Consider the following 21,809-nt stretch of genomic DNA (forward strand, 5'->3'; position numbering starts at 1 on the left):
GCCTTGGGGGAACGGACAGTGGTGACCGGACAAGCGCCCGCGCTCGGCCGCGGCTTCGACGAGGACAGCGCGGACCTGACCGCGTTCCTGGCGCGCGTGGAGGACGACCTGGCGGCCCTGCCGCCCAAGGGCGAGCGCGACCAGGCCCAGCGGAGCGCGGCCGAGGCGGTGACCGACGCCGCGCGGGGCGTGCGCAAGCGGTTCATGGCCCGGCACGCCGGGCAGGTGCACGCCGAGCTGACCGACGGCGGGCGTGCCCCGCTGCGCCTGCACGACCTGGTGGACCAGGCCACCGAGCTGTGGCCGGGCCTGGTGCCCACCAAGGCGCAGCAGGAACGCGAACGCGGGCTGCCCCAGGCGGACAAGGAGGGCCGGGAGGTCGACCTGGGCATCTTCTTCTGGGGCCTGCTGGGCGACGCCGCCGCTGGCGACCACCTGGTGGAGTCGATGCGCCGGCCGACCCCGCGGGCGCTGGTGGCGCTGCCCGCGTTCCGCGCCACGGGGTTCGCCGACCTCGGCGTGGTCACCGTGCGCCGCGAGGCCGGGGTGTCCGAGGTGACGCTGCTGAACCTGCCGTTCCTCAACGCCGAGGACGACCTGGTGGTCGCGGCGCTGGAGGTCGCGGTGGACCTGGTGCTGCTGGACGAGGCCACCGAGGTCGGCGTGCTGCGCGGCGGGCCGATGCGGCACCCCCGCTACGCCGGGCGGCGCGTGTTCGGCGCGGGCATCAACCTGACCCGCCTGTACCAGGGCGAGATCTCCCTGCTGGACTTCTTCCTCAGCCGGGAACTGGGCTACATCAACAAGATCCTGCGCGGCCTGGTGGTCGACGACGCCGGCTGGGCGGGCGATCCGGTGGAGAAGCCGTGGATCGCCGTGGTGGACACCTTCGCCATCGGCGGCGGCGCGCAACTGCTGCTGGTGTTCGACCACGTGGTGGCCGAGCGGGACGCGTACTTCACGCTGCCCGCGCTGCGCGAGGGCATCATCCCCGGCGCGGCGAACCTGCGGCTGCCACGTGCCGTCGGCGCCCGCCTGGCCCGTCAGATGATCTTCCGGGACCGCCGCGTGGACGCCGGGACACCGGAGGGCGCGCTGCTGTGCGACGAGGTGGTGGACGCGGATCGGCTGCCCGACGCGGTCGCGTCCGCCGCCGCCGCGCTGGCCGACCCGGCGGTGCGGGCCAACCGGCGGATGCTGCGCCGCCACGAGGAACCCGAGGCCGAGTTCCGCCGGTACCTGTCCTGGTACGCGCTGGAGCAAGCCCGCCTGCTGCACGGTCCCGACCTCGTCGCGAACCTCGAACGCACGTGGATCTCCCGCCACCCCGGAGGCAAACGGTGACCGACACCCTCTACCAGTGGTTCGAGCGGTCCGCGCGGAAGTTCGCGGACCGCACCGCGCTCGTCATCGGCGCACGCTCGTGGACCTACGCCGAGCTGGAGCAGCGTGCGCTCGGTCTGGCGCGGGCGGTGGCGGCGCTGCCCGGCGAGGTGCCGTCGCGGATCGCGCTGGTGACGTCGAAGAGCTTCCTGGGATACGCGGGGTACCTGGCGATCCAGCGGCTGGGCGCGTGTGTGGTGCCGATCAACCCCGAGTACCCGCGCGACCGCAACCTCGACATCGTGCAGCGCGCGGGGGTCCGCGTGGCGCTCGTGGAGCCCGGCGCGGACCTGTTCTCCGCGCTGCCCCAGCGGTTCCGGCCCGCCGTGGTCGGGTTGGACGGCCACGGCGACGGGACGTTGCCCGACCTCCCGGACGACCCGGAGCGCGAGGCCTACCTGCTGTTCACCTCCGGCTCGACCGGGCAGCCCAAGGGTGTGCCGATCCTGCACCGCGGCATCGCGCCCTACGTCGGCTACAACATCGAGCGCTACGAGGTGGACGAGGACGCGCGGCACTCGCAGGTGTTCGGCCTGACCTTCGACGCCTCCACCTACGACATGTTCGTCACCTGGGGCGCGGGGGCCACACTCGTCGTGCCGGACAAGGAAGACCTGTACCGGCCGGTGGACTTCATCGTCGGCAACCGGCTCACGCACTGGTTCTCCGTGCCGTCCGTGCTGCGCGTGGCCGAGCAGGTGGGCAACCTGCCGCGCGGCCGGGTGAAGACCGTGCGGCACGGCCTGTTCGGCGCGGAACCGGTGACCGTGCGCGACGCCGACACCTGGCTGGAGGTCGCGCCCGGCAGCAGGTTCCACAACCTCTACGGCCCCACCGAGGTCACCATCACCTGCACCGCCTACGAGGTGCCCGACGACCGCTCGGCGTGGGCGGGCGGCGCGACCGTCCCCATCGGACGGTTCTACCCGACGACGGAGGGTGTGGTGCTCGGCGAGGACGGTCTGCCCGCGCGGGACGGCGAGCTGGTGCTGCGCGGGCCGCAGCGGTTCGACGGCTACCTGGACCCGCGCGAGAACGCGGGCCGGTTCGTCCGCTACGAGCCCGGCTCCCCCGCCGTCGTGCACGAGTCCGGGCCGGTGACCCGCGATCTCTGGTACCGCACCGGCGACCGCGTCCGGTGGGAGGGCGACGACCTGGTCCACCGGGGGCGGCTCGACCACCAGGTGAAGGTCATGGGCCACCGGGTGGAGCTGGGCGAGGTGGACGCCGCGCTGCACCGCCACCCCGACATCGTCTCCGCCGCCGCCGTCGCGGTGGTGGTCGACGGGCAGACCCGGCTGTGGGCGGGCTACACCGGCAAACCCGTGCCGCCTGCGGACCTGGAGCTGTGGCTGCGCGGGCGCGTCCCGCTGCACATGGTGCCCGAACGCGTGCGGCACCTGGACTCCCTGCCGCTCAACGACAACGGCAAGACCGACCGGGCCAAGCTCACGGAGGTGCTGCGGTGAAGCTCGCCGTCGTGTACGACACCGGCAGCCTCGCGCCGACCCGGATCGCGAAGGCCGCCGCCGAGATCGACTGCGAGCTGGTGTTCGCCGTCGCCGACAGCCCGCACGCACGGGACATGCTGCCCACGCTGGAGCTGCTGGGCGCGGTCGTGCCCGCGGACGCCGTCAGCCTCAAGGCGCACCGGCCGGACGGGATCGTGACGTTCAGCGAGCCGCAGCTGCGGCCGACCACGGTCCTGGCCGAGGCGTTGGGCCTGCCCTATCACGCTCCTGCCGACATCGACGCGATCACCCGCAAGGACCGGCAGCGGGCGCGGTTCGCGGAACGGGGTGTGCCGGGGGTCCGGTTCCACACCGTGACTTCCGTGGACGACGTGGACGAAGCGGTGGCGCACGTCGGCCTGCCCGCGGTGATCAAGCCGGTGCTCGGGGCGGGCAGCCGCAACACCACCCTCGTGCGCACCGAGGAGGAGTGCCGGGAGTGGGCGGCGCGGGCGCTGGCCGCCGAGGAGTCGGTGATGCTGGAGGAGTTCCTGGTCGGGCGGCCGACGCCGCACCCGTGGGGCGACTACATCGCCGTGGACTGCGTGGCCGACGACGACCTGGTGCGACCGGTGTTCGTGACGAGCAAGTTCTCGCTGGCCGAACCGTTCCGGGAACGCGGCGGCTACGGCGGGCGGTCCGTCGTGCCCGACGACGAGGTGCGCGAGGTCGAGGACCTGGCGTGCCGGGCGGTGCACGCGCTGGGCATCCGGCGCGGCGTCGCGGACGTGGAGATCAAGCTGACCGCCGACGGTCCGCGGGTGATCGAGGTCAACGGGCGGTTGGGCGCGTGGGTGGACGACCTGGCGGTGCGATCGTCCACTTCGGACCCGGCGGCGGTCGCGGTCCGGTCCGCCGTGGGCGCCGACGTCGAGCTCGACCCGCGGTACGACGGGCCGATCGCGTTCAACTACCTGGTCCTGCCGCCGGCGTCGGCGCGGCGCGTGAAGGCGATCCACGGGGTGCCGAAGCTGCGCCGCGCACCGCACGTGGACCGGGTGACCGTGCTGTCCGCGCCCGGCGCGTCGGCCGACTGGCGGATCGGCACGCAGAGCCACGTGGCGGCCCTCCAAGGCCTGGTCGACACCCACGACGAGCTGGCGGCGGCCGTCGCCGCGATCGAGGAGGTGGACTGGATTGACTACGAGTGAGGGCGTCGAGCTGCTGATCCTGGACCTGGACGGCGTGCTGGTGGACACCCAGGACGCCGAGGACGGCGCGCTCGCCCACCTGGGCAGGCTGATGGGCGTGCACCTGACCCCGGAGCAGGCGACGGCTTTGTTCTCCGGCAAGCGGGTGCAGGAGTGCATCGACCTGATGGCCGGGATGGCCGACCGCCCGCCGCCGCCCGACGCGGTGGCCATCGTGCGGGCGAAGTGCCGGGAGCTGATCGGCTCGACGCTGGAGGCGGTGCCCGGCGTCGAGGAGGCGCTGGGGCGGGTCGGGGTGACGACGTGCGTGGCGTCCAACAGCCCGCGCGAGATCATCGAGGACCGGCTGCGCGCGTGCGGCATCCTCGGTTTCTTCGGCGACCGGCTGTACTCCGCCTACGAGGTCGGGTCGTGGAAGCCGGACCCGGAGCTGTTCCTGTGGGCCGCGCGTGACCAGGGCGTGGCGGTCGAGCGGTGCGTGGTGGTGGAGGACAGCGCGGTCGGCGTGGACGCCGCGTTGTCGGCCGGCATGCGCGTGCTCCAGTTCAACGTGGTCCCGGTGGCGGTGCCGCACCGCGCGGGCGTGCCCACGTTCTCGTCGATGCGGTCGCTGCCGGAACTGGTGCACGGGGGGAGCCCGACATGGGCAAGGTGATGGTCCTGGGAGCCGGCGACCTCGGCCGCCGGGTGTTCCACGAACTGGCGCACGGCCCGCGCGACCGGCGGGTGCGCCTGGTCGGCCGCGACGAGGAGGCGACGCTGCGAGCGGCGAACCTCAGCCGGTTCAGCAGCCTGCAACGCGGGTACCGGGCCGAGGTGTCGTACGCGGTGACCGACTTGAACGACGTGGCGCGGACCGCCGAGTGCATCGCCGAATTCGACCCGGAGGTGTTGTTCCTGGCGGCGAGCTTCCAGTCGTGGTGGGTGATCACCACGCTGCCGTCGGACGCTTTCCAGCGGTTGTACGCGGCGAACTTCGGTCCTTGGCTGCCGATGCACCTGGTTCCGGTGCACAAGGCGATGCTGGCCGTGCGGATGGCCGGGAGCCGTGCGGTCGTGGTGAACGCGGCCTACCCGGACGCCGTGCACCCGGTCCTCCACGCGGTCGGCCTGTCCCCGGACGTGGGGATCGGCAACGTGGCCAACAACGTCCCCGGCATCCGCGTGGCGGCGGCCGACCTGCTGGGCGCTCCCGTGGACGACGTGGACGTGCGCTTGGTGGCCCACCACTACGTCTCCCACAGGCTCTCCCGAGCAGGCGACCCCGGTGCGGCCGGCATGAGCCTGACCATCGCTTTGTCCGGCGTCGATGCAACCGACCGCCTGGACATCGCGTCCCTGCTCAAGCGTCTCCCCTTGGAGTACCGCCGAACCGGCGGCATGGCAGGTCAAGCGATGACCGCGGCGTCGGCACTGAGCCTCTTGGAGCCTTTGGCAGACCACCGAGACGCCCTGGTCCACGCCCCCGGCCCGAACGGCTTGGCAGGCGGCTACCCGGTGGCGCTGACAGCCGACGGCGGGGTGACCACCGCACTCCCCCGGTCCCTGCCGTTGTCCCAGGCGGTGGCAATCAACGAATCCGGCCAACGGGAAGACGGCATCACGTCGATCGACTCTTCCGGAACAGTTCGTTTCGAACCTGGTTCGATGTCGGTCCTGACAACGGAGTTGGGCTACGACTGCCAGACGATGCCCTTGTCCGAGGCCGAGCCCAGGGCAACCGAACTAGCCACTCGCTTCGAGTCCTACCGCAACCGCATCGGCGCGGCCTGACAGCGGCGCGAACTCCCGGCCCCACCGCTCGACCCGGACCGCCCTTCGCCCGGCGCGACGAAGGGCTTGATCTGGCCGAGCCGGCTTGTTAGCGTTCACATCCTCGTGGCACGGGTCACACCAAGATCGTGTCGCGGTCCGCCTCGCACACCGTGGCGTGCATCAACACCGACGGTGATCTGTGCGAGGAGCTGGGATGGGGTTGTCGAGGTTCGTGGTGCCCGTGGCCGTGTTGCTGGTGACGGCGTGCGGCGCGTCGGCCACGACTGCCGATCAGCGGAGCGGGGCAACCGCGAAAGCGCTCGTGGGCGTGACCATGCCGACGACCTCGTCGGAGCGGTGGATCCACGACGGCCAGAACATCTCGCGGGCGCTGGAGGAGCACGGGCACCAGGTCGACCTGCGCTACGCGGAGAACGACGTCGCCACCCAGGTGCGGCAGATCGAGGAGCAGATCGCCGGGGGCGCCAAGCTGTTGATCATCGCCCCGGTGGACGGCGCGGCGCTCACCGAACCACTCCAGCGTGCCGCCGACGCCCGCATCCCGGTGATCGCCTACGACCGGCTGCTGCGCGGCAGCCCCAACGTCGACTACTACGCCACGTTCGAGAACTTCCGGGTCGGGGTCAACCAGGCGGAGTCGCTGCTGACCGGGCTCGGGCTGCGCGCCGCCGACGGCGGTCCGGGGCCGTCGGAGGGTCCGTTCGACATCGAGTTGTTCGCCGGTTCGCCCGACGACAACAACGCGACGTTCTTCTTCAACGGCGCCATGTCCGTGCTCAAGCCGTACCTCGACGCCGGCACGCTGGTCGTGCGCAGCGGGCAGACCGACTTCCAGACCATCGCGACACTGCGCTGGGACGGCGAGACGGCCCGCAAGCGCATGGACCACCTCCTCGCCACGACCTACCGCCGCACCGAGGTCGACGGCGTGCTCTCGCCCTACGACGGCATCTCCCTCGGCATCCTCGCCGCGTTGAAGGGCCACGGCTACGGACCCGTCTTCCCGGTCGTGACCGGGCAGGACGCCGAACTCGGGTCGGTCAAGTCCATCCTCGCCCAAGAGCAGTACTCGACGATCTACAAGGACACCCGCGAGTTGGCGGTCACCACGGCGAAGATGGCCGACGCCGTGCTGAAGGGCCGGACGCCGCAGGTCAACAACCTCAACGACTACGACAACGGCGTCAAGGTCGTGCCGGCCATGCTGTTGAACCCGGTGATCGTCGACAGGGGCAACTACCACAAGGTCCTGGTCGAGTCCGGGTACTACACCGACGACCAACTGCGGTAGCCGACCCGCCGCTCGGTCTCCAGTAACGGGTTTGCCCGAACCTCGCAACCATGTGGTGTGAGCGAGACAACGGCAGATGCGGTGGCAGACCAGTTGGAGCCACTTCACCACCCCCCGCCGGGGAGACGTGCGGGCGCTGCGGCCGAGTTCGAGAAGGTCTACCGGGCGCACGTCGGCATGATCACCGGCTACTTCGCCCGGCGCAGCGCCGATCCGCAGACGGTGGCCGACCTGACCGCGGACACCTTCGTCCGCGCGATCACCTCGTTCGCGACCTTCGACCCCGCCCGCGGCAGCGCCCGCGCGTGGTTGATCGGCATCGCGAGCCGGGTGTACGCCGCGCACTGCGAGACGCACAGCCGGCGCAGTGACAGCACGCGGCGCGTCGCCGGACAGCGGGTGCTCGACGCGGACGCGTTGGAGGACCTCGTCGACCGGATCGACGCGGAGCGGGCGGGGGCCGCGCTGCTCGCCGGACTGGCCGAACTGCCCCGGCTCGACCGCGAGGTCGTGGAGCTGGTGGATCTTGACGGCCTACGCCCGAAGGAAGCCGCCGAGGCCTTGGGCGTCTCGGCGGGCGCGGTGCGCATCCGACTGTTCCGGGCCCGAGCGAAACTGCGGAAGACGACAGGGATGGAACGATGATGGCCAAGTTCGAGGATCAGCTCTTCGACGACCTGATGCGCAGCCACGGGTCGGCGCTGGACACCGTGCCGGACCGCGCGGTGGCCGGCGGGCGGCGGCGGGTCGGCCGCACGCTGGGCGTCGGCGGCACGGCGCTGGGTGCGGTGGGCGTGGTCGCGCTGACCGGCACGTTGCTCACCAGCGGGTCCGTCGCCGCCTACGCGGTCAGCAAGGACGCCGACGGCGTGGTGCGGGTGTCGATCACCGACATCACCGGCGTGACCGGCGCGAACGAGGAACTGCGCAGGCTGGGTGTGCGGGCGGTGGCGGTCCCGGTGCGCGACGGGTGCGTCGACATGAAGGACCTGCCGGTCGACCACGACGTCCGGGGCAGCGGGATGTCCGCGGACGCCGACGGGAGCGGCGGCGGCGCGTTGACGTTCGACGCCGACGACATCCCCGAGGGCGACACGATGCTGCTGGCGGCGACTCAGTCGTCCACCAGCGTCTCCCTGGGCGCCGCCTTGATCAAGGGTGCCGCGCCGGAGTGCGTGAGCATGCCGGCGCCGCCGGCGGGCTCCGTCGATCAGGGGCGGGAAGTCCGGTCGGGAGCTCCGGAGTCGGGTTTCGTCCAGGAGGGCGGTAGCTGATCGTTGCCGGAACGCCCCGGGGAGCGCGTCGTCGTTCCCCGGGGTCCGGCCGTCTTCGACACCGGTTCGCCGGTTTACGGCCAGGGGGCGGAAGAGCAGACGAACGAGAACGAGTCGGAACCGGCGCCCGTGCTGTCGGTGACCGTCGCGGTCAGCGTCAGGTAGGTGCCGCCGCGGCACGATTGGTAGACGTAGGACATGTTGTCGTAGGCGGGCATGGCGGTGCCGTTCTTGGCCCACTGGATGGTGGTCGCGCCGGCGGCGCCGGAGACGTACACCTCGCAGATGTAGGCGTTGCCGCCCGTTTCGCACAGCACTTCCACCGCGGGCGCGGCCGACGCGGCGGGTGCGGCGGCCAGCAGGGCGGCCGAGCCGCCCAAGGCCACGGCGATCGCGCGTAACGATCTTCCGGTTCGGGACACGAAAGCCTCCAGGGTGCAGGGTTTCGTCACGCTACCTCCGGTGGCCAGGCACGGCGATCCGCCACGACGGTGATCGTTGCCGTTCAGCGTGCGGCGACCGCGGCGACCGCATCGACCTCGATCAGCAGGTCCGGCCGGAACAGGCCCGCCACCCGCACGAGGTGCGTTGTCCGTCCACTGTGGCAGGTGACCAGTCTCCGCCATGCCACCTCCCGCCCTCCGGGACCAGCGACGCCCGACCTGGCGGACACCGGACCGCCCTGGCGAAATTCCGTTGGCTGCGCAGGGCATGCCGGTGCACCGTTGTCCTTGCCGTCTACCCGTCGGTGGCCGCTGCCGCCGCCGTCATCATCGCGTCGCGAGGAGGGAAGAATCATGGACTGGAGGCACTACGCGTCGTGCCGCAAAGAAGATCCCGAGCTGTTCTTCCCCGTGGGCACCAGCGGTCCCGCGCTGTCGCAGGTCGCCGAGGCGAAGAGCATCTGCCGACTCTGCCCGGTGATCTCCGACTGCCTCGCGTGGGCACTGGAGTCCGGCCAGGAAGCCGGCGTCTGGGGCGGCCTGAGCGAAGACGAGCGCCGCGCCCTCAAGTCCCGCAACGCCCGCACGCGAGCCCGCTCGAACGCCTGACGGCCAAAGACGAAGACGCCGAACACACCATCCTCGTTGGGCCGGTCGGCGGTGTCGCGACCACTGAAGCGCCCATACTCACCGAACGGCTCTCGGTCGGCGTATGCCACTGCGATGCTTCAGCCACACGGGGTAAGCGATCCCAGGGGGTTTCACGATGACAACGTGGCGAAGAGCCGTGCGCGTGATCGGCACGATCGCGCTGACGAGCACCAGCCTGGCCGTGCTCACGGCCACACCCGCGTCGGCCGACGACTACGTGCCGACCACCACCGTCGCCCGGGCGCAGTGGGGTTACATCGACCGCGCGGCGCCCGCCCACGTCCGGCTGAACCCGGCGGGCGACGCGCCGGTGGGAGCCGGGAGCGGACTGCACGTCACCCGGTCCTACTTCCGCTTCGACCTGACCGCCGTCGACGGCGCCTCGGTCCTGTCCGCCAAGCTCGCCGGCGCCGAGACCCGCGCCGCCGACTGCGCCGTCCGCGCCGTCCAGGTGTGGCGCACCGACGAACTCACCTCGCGCTCGTCGTGGCTGCGCCCGCCCCGGGAGCGGGAGCTCCTCGCCGCCGAGGGTCCTGTCGCGGGGCAGTGCCCGGCGCCGATCGGCACCGACGTCACCGCCGCGATCACCGCGGCGGTGCAGCGCGGCGACGACGCGATCACCATCGGACTGCGCGTGCCCGCCGAGCACGAGGCCGCCAAGCCGTACGGGCGCGCCGTCGCCAACGACCTGAAGCTGGTCGTGACCCACAACCGCCCGCCCGCGACGCCGACCGGCCAGCAGATCTACCCCGACCTGGGCTGTGCCACCACCGCGCCCGGCACGTACCTCAACCCCGCGCGCCTCAACGACGCCCAGCGCATGCTGTTCTCCGCGACGGTGAGCGACCCCGACCCCGGTGACGTGCTCAGCGCCGAGTTCGCGCACTGGCCCGTCGCCGACCCGGCCGCACGGGAAGTGGTCCAGGCGCCGGCCGGCGAGAACGGCAAGGTCCTGACGCAGGCGAACGACTGGCTGTTCCCCGTGGACGGCACGCACGCGTGGACCGTGCGGGCGCTGGACGGCACCGCAGCCTCCGCCGAGACCGCGCCCTGCTACTTCACGATCGACCGCACCAGCCCCGAACCGCCCGTCGTGTCGTCGCAGGTCTACCCGCGCGGGTGGAAGCCGGGTGGCGGGTACGGCGTGCCCGGCGACTTCACCTTCGACTCGCCGTCGGAGGACGTCGTCGCCTACGAGTACCGGTTCCAGGGCTCCAGCGACTGGACCACGGTCACCCCGGCCGCGCCCGGCGAGCCGGTGACGATCACCTACACCCCGGCCCGCACGGGCTACGACTACGTCTCCACACGGGCGGTGGACCGCGCGGGCAACCGCGGGGTGCAGTACGACACCTACTCGTTCGAGATCTTCGAAAATCGCCCGTTCGTGTGGTCGGACCTCTACTCGGACCTGTACGTCAACCCCAACGGCGGCGTGGGCGTCCCCGGCCGGTTCGACTTCTCCTCGAACCTGACCGATGTCGTCAGCTACACCTACCGCTTCGACGACGGCCCGGAGACGACCGTGCCGGCCGACGCCGCGCGCAAGGCGAGCATCACGCACGCCCCGACCCACGGCGGTTACAACATCCTCAAGGTGCGCAGCACGTCGTCAACGGGTGCGTCGTCGCCGGAACGCGAGCACCGGTTCCTGGTCGACACCGCGCCGGTGATCACCTCCGAGGGACGCATGGTCGTGGGCTCGACGACCCGGTTCCTGTTCACGCCGCGCCAGGCGAACGTCGCGTCCTACACCTACTGGTTCTCCCGCTACAACGGCCCGGACACCGAGCCCGTGACGGTGCCCGCCGCGAGTGACGGTACCGGCGGCTTCACCTGGGCACCGCTGGCGAGCGACGCGAACTCCGTGAACGCCCTGCGGGTGCGCAGCACCGACACGTCGGGCGGTGTCTCGGAGACCAGGTACTTCAGCGTCTACGTGGACGGCGCCGCACCGTGGATCGACATCTCGGGCAACTCACCGGCCCGTCCGTCCACGCTCACCTTCACGACCAGCATGGCATCACCGGTCGAGTACGAGTACTGGTTCGACCACGCGCCGACGGTGAAGTACACCGTCCCGGCCGCCCCGACCGGCCCCACCAAGGTCCAGCACACCATCGACCGCACCGGCACCCTCGTGCTGCGGGCTCGAGTGCGCAACGCGGAGGGCACGTGGTCGGCGCAAGGCGGCGCGAACTGGTGGGTGCACGACAGCCCCGACATCACCTCGACCGACTTCCCGACGTGGCCGGACAGCCCGTGGCGGGAGGGCGCTTTCACCTTCCGGTCCAACCAGCCGGGCGCGACGGAGTTCGAGTACCGCATCGACGACCTGGTCGCGGTCGCCCCGGTCGGCCCGGACGGCACGGCGACGGTCCGCTGGACCCCGACCCACGCGGGCAACCAGTACCTGACGGTCACCAGCCGAACCGCCACCGGAGTGGTGTCGAGCTACTCCACCTACCAGTTCCGCGTCTACGACAACCCGACCATCACGTCGACGGACTTCCCGGCCGGCGCGTACTCCCCGTGGCGTGAAGGCACCTTCACCTTCACCTCGAACCACCCGGGCGCCACGGAATTCCTCTACACGGCAGCGGACAACACGACCACCACGGTCCCGGTCGGCCCAGACGGCACCGCGACGATCACCTGGACACCGACCAGAACCGGCGACCAAACCCTGACCGTCACCACCCGAACCGCCACCGGCCAGGTCTCCGCCACCTCGACCCACTGGTTCACCATCTTCGACGTGCCGTCGGTGACGTCGGAGAAATACCCGGAGGACTACCACACGATCCCCGCAGGCGAGCCGGGCGACTTCACGTTCGCGACGACAAGGCCAGGCGCGATCAGCTACACCTACCGCTTCGACATCGACTACCAGCCAGGCGAGGAACACACCGTCACCGCCGGCCCGGACGGTCGAGCAACGATCACCTACGCACCACCCGTCTACGGCGACTACGTCTTGCACGTGACAGCGCACTACGCCGACGGCACGAGCTCAAGCACCCGTCAGCACAACTTCGTGCTTTGGGAGCCTTGGGTTTAGCGGATCCGTAAGACGCACAAGTCGTACCATCGCGCACCCCGCGCCGCATTCGCTCGTCGCGGCGCGGGGTGCGTTTGTCGCACCGCCTGCGGGCAGGCCGCCCTGAACAGCGGTGTCCGGGGGGACGTGGAATCCGATACGACACAAGGTGGGAGTCGGGGAACCATCGATGAAGGGCTGGGTGTCATGTCGCGGAGGTTCGGTGTTTTCCTGGCGTTGGTGTTGACCACGGCGGGCGGCTTGTTCGCCACGACCGGTGCTGCTCAGGCCGCCACCGTGGACCAGGTCTGTGTTGGCACGTGGGCGGTCACCTATGACCCGCCCATCACCAACACCCCGCGGGTCGTGACCGGCAACCTCACCGGGTTCTTTCCCACCTGCACGAACCTCGGCGCGCCCAGTGGGTCGTACGGCCAGACGTTCACGGACACGGTGTCGTGCGCGACGCTCCTCAGCGCGGGGGCGGCGTCACGCACCTACACGTGGAGCAACCCGTTGGCCGCGCCTACGACGTTCGCGTACAACTGGACGGTCAGCGACATCGGCGGTCAGGCGGTGATCACCAACACGGGCCTGATCACCAGCGGCACGTTCGCCCCCGCGAGCGCGGAACAGGTGGCCGCACTCGTGACGCCGGACGCCCTGCAATGCGCCGGCGCCGGGATCTCCAGCCTCACCGGCCCGACTACGCTGACCATCTTCCGCCCGTAGCCGGTCGGGCGGGAGGGTGGCGGTCAGTGGGGACGCCGGCGACCGCGCGCGCATTCGGAGGCACCTCATGAAGCTCCTGCTCACCTCGGGCGGTGTCACGAACCCGAGCATCCACTCGGCGCTCGTGGAGCTCCTGGGCAAGCCGATCTCCGAGTGCCACGCCCTCTGCGTCCCCACAGCGCAGTGGGGTCACCCGATGTGCGGCCCGAAATCGGTGCGGGGATTCGTCGCCGCCGAGCCCCTGTGGCAGCACTTCTCCGGCCTGGGCTGGGCGTCGCTGGGTGTCCTCGAGCTCACGGCGCTGCCCACCATCGGCGCGGAGCGGTGGGTTCCCTGGGTCCGGGAGGCGGACGTGCTCCTGGTCGACGGCGGCGACGCCACCTACCTGTGCCACTGGATGCGGGAGTCCGGACTGGCCGAGCTGCTGCCTTCGCTGCCCGACACGGTCTGGGTGGGGGTGAGTGCCGGGAGCATGGTGATGACACCCCGGATCGGGACGTACTTCGTCGAGTGGTCGGCCGCGCCGGACGACCGCACCCTGGGGGTCGTCGACTTCTCCATCTTCCCACACCTGGAGGCTTTCCCCACGAACACCCTGGCGGACGCGGAGCGGTGGGCCGCCGACATCGGTGTTCCGGCCTACGCCATCGACGAACAGACGGCCATCAAGGTCGTCGACGGCTCCGTCGAGGTGGTCTCCGAGGGGCAATGGACGAAGTTCGGGGTATAGCCACGCTCGACCGATTTCCGGGCGGCAGCGGGTTCAGGTGCTCGATGTCGTCAGGCCGCGCGGTCGGATCGAGGTCAGCGCCGCGATCCCGAACACCAGCGCGGGCAGCACGAAGTAGATACCGGGTCCGAGGCCGAGCATCAGGCCCCAGGCCGCCATCACCAGTGCCACGACCGTCGTGACGAGCGTGACGGCACGGCCGGCGAGGTCCGCGACCGCGACCGCCGCCGCGGCGACCAGCGGCACCCCGAGCAGGTACGCCGTGGCGCTCCCGCTGTCGCCGGACATCTCCGGCAGCAACGCGACCGCGATGCCGACCGTCGCCGCGACCCCGGTCCAGCGCAGCGCCCGGCCGACCGTCCCGGGAACCGCCCACCGGCCGCGCAGGCGGATGAGCGTGGCGGCCGTCAGGAACAGGGCGAGGCACACGCCCGCGATGGCGGCGATCATCCCAACACCTCCGAGCGCGACGGGTCCAACAGGGCTGTGCACCGGATCTCACCACTGAAGGTACGGCACTGCGGCGAGGGATTCCGGTGATTCAGGGCAGCGGCGGTTCCGGGACATCGCGGTGGTCGGCGCACCACGCGATGGCCTGGGTGAGAAGAGGGTCGAGGGAGAGATCGACCTCCGTGCGGACGATGCCGTCCGGGCCGCTGAACATCGCGACGAACGGCCACGGTCCCTCGATCCAGCCTGCGTAGCTCTCCGTGTCGTCGGTCAGCACGACGCTGAAACCGCGTTGCGGGTTGACGACCCAGTCCGCGGCGTGTGTGTCGCGGTCGTAGTACAGGAGGATGTGCGCCGCATCGACACCCGCCGCCAACAGGGCATCGATGAGGCCGTACCGGCCCGCCGCGCGTTCGTGGTCGGGATCGGTCGAAGTCCTTGCCCAGTCCACCTTGGTGGCGCTGCGCGGCACCCCTTCCGGCACGGTACCGGGACGACCAGGCGGAACGTCCGCTGCCGACGGCCACCGCATCAACGCCAGCCCAATGGTTCGTAGCAGTCGAAGGTCTCGATCGAGGTGATCAGGCCACCGGAGGTCTCGACGAACTGCGCGATGTGCGCGACGACCTCGTCACCGCGGTGGAAAGTGCCCGCGTCACGTGCGATCACCCCGCTCCAGGTCAGGCGGAGGATCGCAGTGTTCCCGGCCGCGACGGCCGAGCGCACGTCGTACCTCTGGCCGGACAGCAGCCCGGCACCCACCTCCGAAGCCGCGAGCATCTCGTCCAGGGTCATGCGGGCGCCTCCGGGCTTGAGCCGGTTCGGGTGCTCGGTGGTCGTCGCCGACGGGGCGAAGTACTCGCGGAGGTCTTCGCCGTGCTGTCCCGCCTCAAGCGCCCGGAGCAGGGATGTCGCCACGGTGATCGGGTCACGAGCCATAAGCACAATGTTAGTTGTACAACCTTGGTTGTCAATCGCATAGTGGGCGCCGTGGCCCGACTCGACCCGGCGGACATCGACATCGCCACCCTCGCCTGGCTGGCGGGTAGCTCGGCGAACAGCGCGTTCCTGGCGGAGCTGCACCGGACCGGCCACGCCGGTGTGCGCAACTCCCACGGGTACGTGGTCCAGCACCTGATCGACGGGGCGCCCACGGTCTCCGAACTCGCGGACCTCCTCGACGTCACCCAACAGGCGGCCTCGAAGCACCTGCTCGAACTGGAGCGCCTCGGCTACGTCGCGAGGGTGCCCGATCCCGCCGACAGCCGGGTGCGACGCGCCCGGCTCACCGACCGAGGCCGGCAACTCGTCGACGACAGCCGCCGGATACGACGGCAGCTCGACGACAGGCTCACGAGGTTGGCGGGCGCCGACGACGCCGACGCGGCCCGACGAGTCCTGGCCCGTCTGCTCGACGCCACAGGAGCGACCGCGAGCGTGGTCGAGCGTCGCGCCATCATGCCCAGTGACTGACCAAACCGCTCGCCATCCACTGTGGACACTGTGGTTCAGCGTGGCTCGCGGCCGGTGCGGCGAATCGTCTTCTTGACGAAGTCGAGGGTCGGCCCCCTGTCGCCCACCAACTCGCGCTGGTTGTTGAAGTTCCACGCGAACAGCCCGGCGCGGTTGAGTTCGGCGATCGACTCGTCGCTCAGCAGCATCCGGACGTCCATGTCGAGGACCTCGCCCGAGGTGCCCTTGTAGCCGGCCACCATGACCTTGCCGTACTCGCCGAGCATCCGGATGCTCTGCCGCACCTGGTAGACGTTGCCGTACGACTGCTTGGCCACCACCGCCTGGTAGTCCGACGCGCGCAGCGAACGGGCGAAGTGCGAGAACATGGACCGGCCGCCACCGGTCTCGGGGTGGTCGTCCTCGACCTGGTAGGCGTCCCAGCCCATTGCCACCTGTGCGTTCGGGGCCGTCTCCTTGATGATCCGCCGGACGTCGAGATAGCTGTCCTGCAACGCTTCGTAGTACGCCGGGCCGGCGGCGTACGCGCCGTCCTCGCACGCCATCTTGTTGACTTCGTTGAACACCGTGACGTACAAGGGCGGATCGTCGGCCTTACCGGCGAAGATGCGCGCTAGCGCACGCATGTGCTCCCCGAACGCGGGCGTCAGCGGGTAAGGGCGTCCGCAGTCGGGGCCGTACTTGGTGTCGACGGGAACCTCGGGATCGTCGATCTCCCAATCCGCCACGACGACGTGCAGCGCGTACCCCCGCGCGTAGGCGTCGGGCACTTCCTTGTCCCGCCACGACGCCATCTTCTCCAGATCGCTCGGCTTGTGGTAGTTGGTGGTCAGCATCGTCACCGGCGTCTCCCGCACGAACTCGGACTCCATCGCCGTGCCGATCTGGTCCCCGATGCCGTACACCAGCGTGCCGGGCGGCGCGGTCGCGGGTGACGCCGCGCTGTTCGGAGGACCGCCGGACCCCGACAGCGTCACCCCGAGCACGGCCACCAGCGCCACGGCCACACCCGCCGTCACCAGCGTGCGCTTCGACGCCCCGGGCGAAGCGCCCAGGAGTCGCGCCGCCTTGTCCGCGCGGGGCCGGCGGGCGGGGTCGGGCTCGGTCAGCGCGGCCACGATGCCCGCCAAGCGCTTGTCGATCCGCCCTTCGGACGCGGCCGACAGCGTCACGCCGAGCGAGTACACGTCCGCCGCCGGGGTGGCGCGGTGGCCCCGGAGCACCTCGGGTGCCAGGTAGCCGGCGGTGCCCGCGTCCTTCGCGCTGCCGGTCAACGTGACCGCGTCCCACATCGCCACGCCCAGGTCGGCCAGCTTCGCCGTGCCGTCCGGGGTGACGAGGACGTTGGCGAGGGTGATGTCGCGGTGCACCATCCCCTTGGCGTGCATGGCCGACAGCGCGGTGGCGATCTGCGCGCCGATCCGGGTGGCGAGGTCGGCGTCGATCGGGCCATCGGTCCGGCAGATCTCGGCGAGGCTGCGGGCGGGCAGATACTCCATCACCAGCCAGCGCCTGCCGCGGTCGACGACGGTGTCGAAGACGGAGATCACGTTGGCGTGGTGCAGCCCGGCCCCGATCCGCGCCTCGCGGCGGGTCACCTCACCGTCCCCGGTCGTGGCCAGCTTGAGCGCGACGACCCGGCGCAACTCGAGGTCGGTGGCCCGCCAGACCTGCCCCATACCGCCCACGCCGACGACCTCGTCGAGCCGGTACCGGCCGGCGATCACGTCCTCGCTACGCACCCATCCAGCTTAGTGACTGTGCGCAGTCGTCCGTACCACGCGGCCCGTCAGTCGGCGGAAACGATTGGGACGTCGCCGTCGTTGTACCGATCAGGATGGTCGCCTCGGGACAGGTGCCTTCGATGACCGTGTGCGGAAGTGTCTGATGTGGTCGCTCGCCGTGGCGTGCGCGCTGGTCGCGACGGCCGCGAGCGCGGTGGGCGGCTGGTGGCAGCACCAAGGCGTCCGGGCCGAGTCGACCTCCGGGCTCACGTTGGGCAAGCTGCCGGCCCTCGCCGGCAACGCCCGGTGGCGGCACGGCTTCCTGCTGCTCGCGGGGTCGGCGGTGCTCCAGGTGACGGCGCTGGCCCTGGCGCCGGTGTCCCTGGTGGCCCCGATCGCCGCGCTGTCCATGCCCATCGTGGCGATGATCAACGTCCACACCGGCAGGCACCGCGCGACCGGGGCGTTCTGGCTCGCGGTCGCCGTGTCCGTCATCGGGGTCGGGTCGTTCGTCGCGGTGGTCTCGCGCATCGCGGTCGACGCTCGGCTGCCGGACCGGGCACCGCTGCACGCGGGCAGCGTGGTCGTGCTGGTCGTGGGGCTGCTCGGCGTGCTGGGCCTGGCGCGGCACGGGATCCACCGATCCGTCCTGCTCGCCACCGCCGCCGGTGTCGCGTACGGCCTGATGGCGGTCCTGCTGCGGCACGTGTCGGTGTCGGTGCGGTTCGACGGTCTCGGCGGTGTCCCGGTGCTGTCGGCGGCGGGTCTCGTCGCGGCTTTCCTCGTCGGGGCGTGGTTCGTCCAGCTGTCGTACGCGAGCGGCCCGCCCGACCTCGTGGTGGCGTGCCAGACGCTGCTCAACGCGGTCACCGGCGCCGTCATCGGCCTGGGCGTGGCCGGGGAGACCTCGAACGCCGGCGGGTGGACGGCGGCGGTCCTGACCGCCTGCGGCCTGGCCTCCGCCGCGGGCGTCGCCGCCCTCGTCCGCAACCACCCCGACCTCGCCAGAGGCCCCCGGTCGCCCTGATCGGCGCGCAGGACCGAGCCCCGCACACCTGCGCTCAGGGGTCCGGGACGAGTTCGAACTCGGTGTCCAGCAGTCGACGGGCGTCGAGGTCGCCCCACGACGCGGCCCGCTCCAGCACGTCGGCGGCCTCGTCCTCGTCCCCGTGGTCGAGCAGGAACGCGCCGAGGTGGTAGCCGGCGGCGGGCTCGTCGAGGTCGGCGGCCAGCCGGTACTCGCGCTCGGCGGCCACCAGGTCGTCCCGGCGGCGGTGCAGGAACTTCGCGTACTCGACGTGCGCCTGCTGCGCACCCAGGTCGACGGCCCCGCGCAGGAGTTCCTCGGCGTCGTCGAGGCGACCGAGTTCGGCGTAGACCTCGGCCAGGGCGCAGTAGGTCGTCGGCTTCGCCCGGTCGAGGTGCCGCTCGGCCACGACGAGGGCCGCGGCGGCGTCGTGCCGGTCGTGCAGGTGGGTGCGGGCGAGGTTCGCCGGGGCGAGGGTGTCGCCCAGGTCCACGGCCCGCTCGAACATCGCGACCGCCTCGTCGACGCGGCCCTCCTCGGCCAGGAACAACGCGTAGTTGTTCATCGCCTTGCTGTCGCCCCGCGCGACGGCCACCAGGTACGCGGCCTCGGCGTCCGCGGTCATCCCGAGGTCGGCCAGCACGTCGGCCAGCACGTCGGCGAGGTCCTCGCGACCGGCCGCGACCAGGGGTCCGAGCAGCTCCTGGGCCTCGATCAGCCGGCCGCGCTCCAGGTAACCGCGGGCCAACAACCGGGCGGCGCCGTGCTCACCCGCCGCGACGGCCTGTTCGAGTACTTCGATCGCCCGTTCGTGTGGTTCCGGACCGGTGCTGTCGTCGAGCAGGGCCGAGCCGCGACGGCTCAACGGGCCCAGGTCGAGCTCACTCATAGGTCACCCTCAATCTGCACGAAGGCTATCCCACTTGTCGGATCTGTCCGACCACACAGCGCCGCGAAGCCCGCAAATTACGAGACGATGTCGATGGGTTCTCCCAGGGTTGACAGGGCGGACCACCGATCACAAATGTGGGAGCGCTCTCATATCGGGAGCCCCCGGTGCGCCGCCGCCGCAAGTCGCCTCCAGAAACCGGAGCAGCCAATGAAGCGCCTGATCCGAACGCTCGTCCTCGCCGCGACCACGGTCCTGGCCGCCGTCCAACTCTCCCCCGCAGCGCACGCCGCCATCGGTGGCAGCTTCGTCGACCACTTCAACTGGTTCGACACCAACCGCTGGCACAAGGCCGACGGCTGGAGCAACGGCGGCATGTTCAACGTCGGCTGGCGCGCGGACCACGTCTGGAACAGCGGCGGCGTCACGGGCCTCAACCTGGACAAGGCCACGTGCCCCGGCGGCTGCTCCGGCAAGCCCTACGCCTCCGGCGAGTTCCGCTCGAACGACCTGTACTCGTACGGCCGGTTCGAGGTGCGGATGATGGCCGTCAAGCGCCCCGGCACGGTGACGTCCTTCTTCACCTACACCGGACCCAGCGACAACCAGCCCTGGGACGAGATCGATGTCGAGATCCTCGGCAAGAACACCTACCAGATGCAGACCAACTACTTCACCAACGGCGTCGGCGGCCACGAAACGATCATCAACCTCGGATTCGACGCCTCCGCCGGCTACCACACCTACGCCATCGAGTGGTGGAACAGGGGCACGATCAACTGGTTCGTCGACGGCCGCCTCGTCCACCAGGAGAACGGATCCCGCGGCCCGCTGCCCACCCGCCCGCAGCGCATCATGGCCAACCTGTGGCCCGGCACCGGCGTCGACAACTGGCTCGGCCCCTTCGTGTACCCCGGCACGACCCTGACCGCCCGGTACGACTCGGTCAGCTACACCAAGTACTGAGCGCCTCGAGGCACTGTCCGGGGGTCTCCCCGGACAGTGCCTTCGGGCCGTCGCGCCCTCGCCGTGGGAAGTCGATCAGAAACTGAAGTCCCGGATCGCGGCGCCACCCACCGCGGCCGTCTCCTGGAAGAACTCGACCAGGTCGACGTAGTTCTCCCGCAGGTACTCCAGGTCGTCGGCGTCCCACATGTTCCGCATCGGGTAGACACCCTCCGCGCTGAGTTTGGCCGGGTCGTAGTGGCTCACCAGCACCTCGACCGGCACGGCGCTCAGGGCCTTCGCGGTCCTGGCCACCATCGGGGCGCTCCAGCCCCACCGCGTGGCTTCCTCGTCGATCGGATCGCCGTCCTCGTACAGGTCCACGTCCACACCGGCCGCGCGCATCAGGAACCCGATTCCGGCCCACGACTTCTCCAGGAAGCAGTACGGCCGGCTCTCGTCCTCCACGAACTCCTCCGCCAGGTCGGGATCCTCGAACGCCCGGTCCAGCTCCTCCGGCGTGACCCTGGTGAACGACAGCGTCATACCCATGACAACTCCCCCATCGGCTGCTCCAACCGGGTGGCAGCTTGCCACGCACACGCCCATGCCCGGCCACCGGACCCCGGCCCGCCACTCCGAGGTCCGGTAACACCGGCGACACGGGACCGATACGGCCGGTAGCCACTTCAGAGGAGGAGCCCACATGGGTGCGGTCAGCGGCAAGATCTCCTACCGGGAAAGCAGCGACGCGGAAGGCGAGTTACTCCCGTTCGGCGAATGGCTGTTCAAGACGATCCTGCGGGAGGCCGAGGGTGACGAGTGGGGTGACTGGGTCATCCACAAGGAGAAGAACACCAACCGCCACATCTACCTGTGGTTGGCATCCCTCCAGGTCCCCGGCATGGGTGCGGACTACTTCAGGGACAAGGAGCACCTGCACCTCATCGACAACGGGACCGACGTCGACATCAGCACCAAGCACCCCAGGGCGTTGAACATCCTGCCCGACGGCAAGATCGAGAAGCGCACGGGCGCGGAGAAGGAACCACTGCACCTCACCGGGACCAAGGCGCTCAACCGGGGCGAGAGCCTCCCGATCACCGTGTGCACCAGGAACGAGCCGCCGGACGAGGTGGTCGACTGGCAGCGACAGGTGATCGCCGACCTCAGGACCGCGACCTTGGAATGGCTGCGGGACGCGTCGGCCACGAAGGCGCAGCTCGCCGAGTTCGTCGCCTGACCACCCCGTCGGTCGCCGAGTACGGCTCCCACGGCTCCACGATTCTCGAACCTCCGTGCGGCGCAAGGGTTCCGCG

General features: G+C 70.8%; 24 protein-coding genes. 16 read left to right on the forward strand and 8 right to left on the reverse strand.

What is annotated here, in order from left to right; translation table 11 throughout:
* Positions 1–21: 21 nt before the first annotated feature.
* The 8 genes from WBN91_RS03940 (at position 22) to WBN91_RS03975 (ending at position 8,386) form a co-directional block, all read left to right on the forward strand.
* Entirely contained in the window at positions 22–1,344 is a 1,323-nt protein-coding gene (locus tag WBN91_RS03940; RefSeq protein WP_337723240.1) for an enoyl-CoA hydratase/isomerase family protein, read from the forward strand.
* Positions 1,341–2,852, forward strand: coding sequence for an AMP-binding protein (locus WBN91_RS03945; protein ID WP_337723239.1), 1,512 nt, complete (start codon positions 1,341–1,343; stop codon positions 2,850–2,852). The genes WBN91_RS03940 and WBN91_RS03945 overlap by 4 nt, the downstream gene beginning before the upstream one ends.
* Positions 2,849–4,045 carry an ATP-grasp domain-containing protein gene (locus WBN91_RS03950; RefSeq protein WP_337723238.1) on the forward strand — a complete coding sequence of 399 codons (1,197 nt, stop codon included), beginning with the start codon at positions 2,849–2,851 and terminating at the stop codon, positions 4,043–4,045. Before WBN91_RS03945 ends, WBN91_RS03950 begins: the two co-directional genes overlap by 4 nt.
* Complete coding sequence (locus tag WBN91_RS03955) at positions 4,032–4,700, forward strand: HAD family hydrolase (protein WP_337723237.1); 669 nt, start codon at positions 4,032–4,034, stop codon at positions 4,698–4,700. The genes WBN91_RS03950 and WBN91_RS03955 overlap by 14 nt, the downstream gene beginning before the upstream one ends.
* A complete protein-coding gene (locus WBN91_RS03960) occupies positions 4,688–5,818 on the forward strand; it encodes a hypothetical protein (protein ID WP_337723236.1) in 1,131 nt (376 codons plus the stop codon). The genes WBN91_RS03955 and WBN91_RS03960 overlap by 13 nt, the downstream gene beginning before the upstream one ends.
* 196 nt (positions 5,819–6,014) lie before the next feature.
* Positions 6,015–7,112 carry a multiple monosaccharide ABC transporter substrate-binding protein gene (gene chvE / locus WBN91_RS03965; protein ID WP_337723235.1) on the forward strand — a complete coding sequence of 366 codons (1,098 nt, stop codon included), beginning with the start codon at positions 6,015–6,017 and terminating at the stop codon, positions 7,110–7,112.
* An 81-nt stretch (positions 7,113–7,193) separates the two neighbouring features.
* Complete coding sequence (locus WBN91_RS03970; protein WP_337723234.1) at positions 7,194–7,757, forward strand: RNA polymerase sigma factor; 564 nt, start codon at positions 7,194–7,196, stop codon at positions 7,755–7,757.
* Positions 7,754–8,386 carry a hypothetical protein gene (locus WBN91_RS03975; RefSeq protein WP_337723233.1) on the forward strand — a complete coding sequence of 211 codons (633 nt, stop codon included), beginning with the start codon at positions 7,754–7,756 and terminating at the stop codon, positions 8,384–8,386. Before WBN91_RS03970 ends, WBN91_RS03975 begins: the two co-directional genes overlap by 4 nt.
* A gap of 74 nt (positions 8,387–8,460) precedes the next feature.
* On the opposite strand, the gene WBN91_RS03980 is transcribed toward WBN91_RS03975, so the two are convergent.
* Positions 8,461–8,808, reverse strand: a complete 348-nt coding sequence (locus WBN91_RS03980) for a hypothetical protein (RefSeq protein WP_337723232.1) — start codon at positions 8,806–8,808, stop codon at positions 8,461–8,463.
* A gap of 83 nt (positions 8,809–8,891) precedes the next feature.
* A complete protein-coding gene (locus tag WBN91_RS03985) occupies positions 8,892–9,017 on the reverse strand; it encodes a hypothetical protein (protein ID WP_337723231.1) in 126 nt (41 codons plus the stop codon).
* A gap of 166 nt (positions 9,018–9,183) precedes the next feature.
* Between WBN91_RS03985 and WBN91_RS03990 the strand changes: the two genes are divergently transcribed.
* The 4 genes from WBN91_RS03990 (at position 9,184) to WBN91_RS04005 (ending at position 13,982) form a co-directional block, all read left to right on the forward strand.
* The gene (locus tag WBN91_RS03990; protein WP_337723230.1) at positions 9,184–9,438 is read left to right on the forward strand and encodes a WhiB family transcriptional regulator; all 255 of its coding nucleotides are present in this window, start codon (positions 9,184–9,186) and stop codon (positions 9,436–9,438) included.
* Between the two features lie 184 nt (positions 9,439–9,622).
* Complete coding sequence (locus WBN91_RS03995) at positions 9,623–12,541, forward strand: hypothetical protein (RefSeq protein ID WP_337729360.1); 2,919 nt, start codon at positions 9,623–9,625, stop codon at positions 12,539–12,541.
* Between the two features lie 186 nt (positions 12,542–12,727).
* Positions 12,728–13,252 (forward strand): hypothetical protein, encoded by a 525-nt coding sequence (locus WBN91_RS04000; RefSeq protein ID WP_337723228.1) that lies wholly within the window; start codon positions 12,728–12,730, stop codon positions 13,250–13,252.
* A gap of 67 nt (positions 13,253–13,319) precedes the next feature.
* Positions 13,320–13,982 carry a Type 1 glutamine amidotransferase-like domain-containing protein gene (locus WBN91_RS04005; RefSeq protein WP_337723227.1) on the forward strand — a complete coding sequence of 221 codons (663 nt, stop codon included), beginning with the start codon at positions 13,320–13,322 and terminating at the stop codon, positions 13,980–13,982.
* A 33-nt stretch (positions 13,983–14,015) separates the two neighbouring features.
* Here WBN91_RS04005 and WBN91_RS04010 read toward each other — a convergent pair whose 3' ends face one another.
* From WBN91_RS04010 to WBN91_RS04020, 3 genes are all read right to left on the reverse strand, one after another.
* Complete coding sequence (locus WBN91_RS04010) at positions 14,016–14,432, reverse strand: hypothetical protein (RefSeq protein ID WP_337723226.1); 417 nt, start codon at positions 14,430–14,432, stop codon at positions 14,016–14,018.
* Between the two features lie 91 nt (positions 14,433–14,523).
* The gene (locus WBN91_RS04015; protein WP_337723225.1) at positions 14,524–14,904 is read right to left on the reverse strand and encodes a hypothetical protein; all 381 of its coding nucleotides are present in this window, start codon (positions 14,902–14,904) and stop codon (positions 14,524–14,526) included.
* 59 nt (positions 14,905–14,963) lie between these two features.
* On the reverse strand, positions 14,964–15,371 hold the full coding sequence (locus WBN91_RS04020; protein WP_337723224.1) for a nuclear transport factor 2 family protein: 408 nt from the start codon (positions 15,369–15,371) through the stop codon (positions 14,964–14,966).
* Positions 15,372–15,422: 51 nt separating this feature from the next.
* On the opposite strand from WBN91_RS04020, the gene WBN91_RS04025 reads away from it, so the two are divergent.
* Positions 15,423–15,905: a MarR family winged helix-turn-helix transcriptional regulator gene (locus tag WBN91_RS04025; protein WP_337723223.1), complete on the forward strand. Its 483-nt coding sequence runs from the start codon at positions 15,423–15,425 to the stop codon at positions 15,903–15,905.
* Between the two features lie 35 nt (positions 15,906–15,940).
* Here WBN91_RS04025 and WBN91_RS04030 read toward each other — a convergent pair whose 3' ends face one another.
* On the reverse strand, positions 15,941–17,647 hold the full coding sequence (locus WBN91_RS04030; protein ID WP_337723222.1) for a serine/threonine-protein kinase: 1,707 nt from the start codon (positions 17,645–17,647) through the stop codon (positions 15,941–15,943).
* Positions 17,648–17,792: 145 nt separating this feature from the next.
* On the opposite strand from WBN91_RS04030, the gene WBN91_RS04035 reads away from it, so the two are divergent.
* A complete protein-coding gene (locus WBN91_RS04035; protein ID WP_337729361.1) occupies positions 17,793–18,656 on the forward strand; it encodes a hypothetical protein in 864 nt (287 codons plus the stop codon).
* 34 nt (positions 18,657–18,690) lie between these two features.
* Here the strand turns inward: WBN91_RS04035 and WBN91_RS04040 are convergent, their stop codons facing one another.
* Positions 18,691–19,545, reverse strand: coding sequence for a hypothetical protein (locus WBN91_RS04040; protein ID WP_337723220.1), 855 nt, complete (start codon positions 19,543–19,545; stop codon positions 18,691–18,693).
* 210 nt (positions 19,546–19,755) lie between these two features.
* Here WBN91_RS04040 and bglS point away from each other — a divergent pair, with 210 nt between their 5' ends.
* A complete protein-coding gene (bglS, locus tag WBN91_RS04045; protein WP_337723219.1) occupies positions 19,756–20,511 on the forward strand; it encodes a beta-glucanase in 756 nt (251 codons plus the stop codon).
* A 75-nt stretch (positions 20,512–20,586) separates the two neighbouring features.
* Here bglS and WBN91_RS04050 read toward each other — a convergent pair whose 3' ends face one another.
* Positions 20,587–21,042 carry a YfbM family protein gene (locus WBN91_RS04050; protein ID WP_337723218.1) on the reverse strand — a complete coding sequence of 152 codons (456 nt, stop codon included), beginning with the start codon at positions 21,040–21,042 and terminating at the stop codon, positions 20,587–20,589.
* Positions 21,043–21,196: 154 nt separating this feature from the next.
* Between WBN91_RS04050 and WBN91_RS04055 the strand changes: the two genes are divergently transcribed.
* Positions 21,197–21,733, forward strand: a complete 537-nt coding sequence (locus tag WBN91_RS04055; RefSeq protein WP_337723217.1) for a hypothetical protein — start codon at positions 21,197–21,199, stop codon at positions 21,731–21,733.
* The last annotated feature ends 76 nt before the right edge of the window (positions 21,734–21,809 follow it).

Source organism: Saccharothrix sp. CCNWYY140 (assembly GCF_037401995.1).
GTDB lineage: Bacteria > Actinomycetota > Actinomycetes > Mycobacteriales > Pseudonocardiaceae > Actinosynnema.